This window comes from uncultured Thiocystis sp. (assembly GCF_903866365.1).
Classification (GTDB): Bacteria; Pseudomonadota; Gammaproteobacteria; order Chromatiales; family Chromatiaceae; genus Chromatium.
Map to the genome: position 1 here is coordinate 1 of NZ_CAIPNF010000130.1, position 3,008 is coordinate 3,008.

General features: G+C 58.2%; 2 protein-coding genes. Both read left to right on the forward strand.

The features are described from left to right. The first annotated feature begins 220 nt into the window (after window positions 1-220). Window positions 221-1,579, forward strand: a complete 1,359-nt coding sequence (locus QZY07_RS07865; protein WP_295401364.1) for a site-specific DNA-methyltransferase — start codon at window positions 221-223, stop codon at window positions 1,577-1,579. Window positions 1,580-1,583: 4 nt separating this feature from the next. Beyond that, window positions 1,584-3,008: DEAD/DEAH box helicase family protein (locus QZY07_RS07870; protein ID WP_295401366.1), on the forward strand; the 1,425-nt coding region annotated here is incomplete at its 3' end.

The following is a 3,008-nucleotide window of genomic DNA, read 5'->3' on the forward strand; positions in this document are numbered from 1 at the left end:
CCTGCCGCAAGCTCGGGATTTCCTTCTGGGACTACCTCAATGACCGCATCGGGCAAATCGGAGACATCCCGCCCTTGCCGGAAATCGTGCGCGAACGGATCTTGGCCGCTCAGGCTGTGCCGTGAGTTATTGAGAAGTTACTGCGGACGGGGATAATCTGCTGATCCAGGGCGATAATCTGCTGGCTCTCAAGGCGCTGATCCCGTTCTACGCGGGACAGGTGAAGTGCATCTTCATCGATCCGCCCTACAACACGCAAAGCGCCTTCGAGCACTACGACGACAAGCTCGAACATAGCCAGTGGCTGTCGATGATGTATCCCCGACTGGTGCTGCTGCGCGATCTGTTGGCAGAGGACGGAAGTCTTTGGGTGTCGATCGATGACAACGAAGCGCACTATTTGAAAGTGCTGATGGATGAGGTGTTTGGTCGGAAGAATTTTGTAGCCAATTGTTTTTGGCAGAAAGTGTATAGCGAGCGAATGGATGCAAGAGGATTTAGCACATCTCATGATCACCTACTGATTTATGGAAAGACGGGGAAATTTACGCCGCTTCAAATATGCAAGGATCAAAATGCGGCACAATTCGGTTTCTTTGATGAGTATGTCAAAAAATATTATCGCCGCAGGTCTTTGAGAAAAGAAGGATCTGAATCGTTAAGACGGGATCGTCCCTCAATGTGGTATCCGATCCAAGCGCCAGATGGTTTGGAAATTTGGCCTATCAAACCTGATGGCATAGAAGGCCGCTGGCGCTGGAAGAAAGAAAATGTGGCGAATAAACTCTACGAGTTGGAATTTATCAAAAAGGAAAATCGCTGGGAAATTTATGTTAAGCAATACATTGAAGAGAATCCAACTCGACCGCCAGCCACATTTTGGCCAAATCAAGAAGTGGGGCATAACCACGAAGCAAAGCTGGAAGTTAGAGTATTCAACAGCGAAAAGATATTTGACACACCAAAACCTGAGCGCCTCATTAAGCGTATTCTGGAAATCGCCACCAACCCCAACGACCTCGTTTTAGATTCCTTTATCGGCTCCGGCACCACCGCCGCCGTCGCGCACAAAATGAACCGCCGTTGGATCGGCATCGAAATGGGCGAGCACGCCCGCACCCACTGCATTCCGCGCCTGCAAAAAGTCATCGACGGCGAGCAGGGCGGGATCAGCGAGGCCGTGGGCTGGACGGGCGGCGGCGGCTTCCGCTTCTGTACGCTGGGCGAGGTGGCCTTCGATGCGCGGGGTCACATCCATCCCGCCGTTTGCTTCGCGACGCTGGCGGCCTACCTCTGGCATTTCGAGACCGGCGAGCCGGGTCAACGGACGTTCGACAATCCGCTGTTGGGCATCCAGAACGGCACTGCTTATTACCTGCTTTATAACGGCATTTTGGGAGATCGCCGGCCAGCGGGCGGCAATGTGTTGACGCACGCCGTTCTCGACAGGCTGACGTCGTTATCGCCCCATGCCGGTCCGCGCGTCATCTACGGCGAAACCTCCCGCGTGGGCGCGGTCCGTCTGGCTGCCGAGAACATTGCGTTCAAGCAGATTCCCTACGATGTGAAGATGCGTTAACGCTATGTTTGAACTCAAAATCTACCAACGGAACGCACTGGACGCGCTGGTCCAGTTCCTTCAAGCCTGCCGCTCCGTACCGATAGCGGATGCCTTTCACGCGATGCTGGCCGGACAGCAGCGCGACGACGAGCGGTATCATCCGATCTTCGACACCGCGCCATGCGTCTGTCTGCGCATTCCCACGGGGGGCGGAAAAACGGTGCTGGCGGCGCATGCCGTGGCGCTGGCGGGCAAGACGTTCCGCGACAGCGATGCGCCGGTGGCGCTCTGGCTGACGCCATCGGACACGATCCGCTCGCAAACCCTGGCGGCGCTGACCAACGCGCGTCATCCTTACCGGCAAGCCCTGGCGGGCTATTTCGGGGATCGGATGCGGGTGTGCGATCTCGACAGCCTGCAAACCATCGGCCCGCACGATGTGGGCAAGAACTGTATTGTGGTGGTGGCAACCATTCAGTCGTTCAACGTGACGAACACGGCGCAGCGCACGGTCTATTCCTTCTTTGAGGAGCTGGCGCCGCATTTCGACAACCTACCCGCCAACGTATCCGACGATCTGGAGCGCGTCACCGAGGCGGATCTGCAAGCGCAACCTTTCCTGACGACCGCCGATCTGGGCCGGGTCAAGCATTCGGTCGCCAACTGGCTGCATCTGCAACAGCCGCTGGTGATCGTCGACGAGGCGCACAACAACCGCACCGACCGCTTTTTCAAGACGCTGGGGCGGCTCAATCCAAGCTGCGTGATCGAGCTGACGGCCACGCCGGTGACCGGAAACAATGTGCTCTACCATGTGTCGGCCCAGGAGTTGAAGACCGAGCAGATGATCAAGCTGCCGATCGTGCTGGCCGAGCATCCCGACGGCTGGCGCGCCTGTCTGCGCGATGCGGTGCTCACCCGCGATCGGCTGGAACTGGCGGCCCAGCAGGAAACCGATTACATCCGTCCGATCCTGCTGGTGCAGGCGGCGCCGAAAGGCAACGAGGCGACCGTCGAGGTCGTGCGCCAGCACCTGATCGAACAGGAGAACATCCCGGAACGCCAGATCGCGATCGCGACGGGATCACAGAAGGAATTGGACGGGATCGATCTGTTCGATCGCGCCTGTCCGGTGCGCGTGGTCATCACCGTCGAAGCCTTGAAGGAAGGCTGGGATTGTTCGTTCGCCTATGTGCTGGCCTCGCTGCAATCGGTCAATTCGGCCAAGGATGTCGAGCAGTTGCTGGGGCGGGTGCTGCGGATGCCCTATGCCAGGACACGCCAGCAGGAGACCCTGAATCGGGCCTACGCCCATATCGTCGCGGAGAATTTCGCGCAGGCCGCCGCCACGCTCAAGGATCGCATGGTGCAGAACATGGGCTTCGAGCGGCTGGAAACGGCGGCGCTGATCGTCCCGCAGCAATCCCTGCCGCTGGTTGGCGGAGCG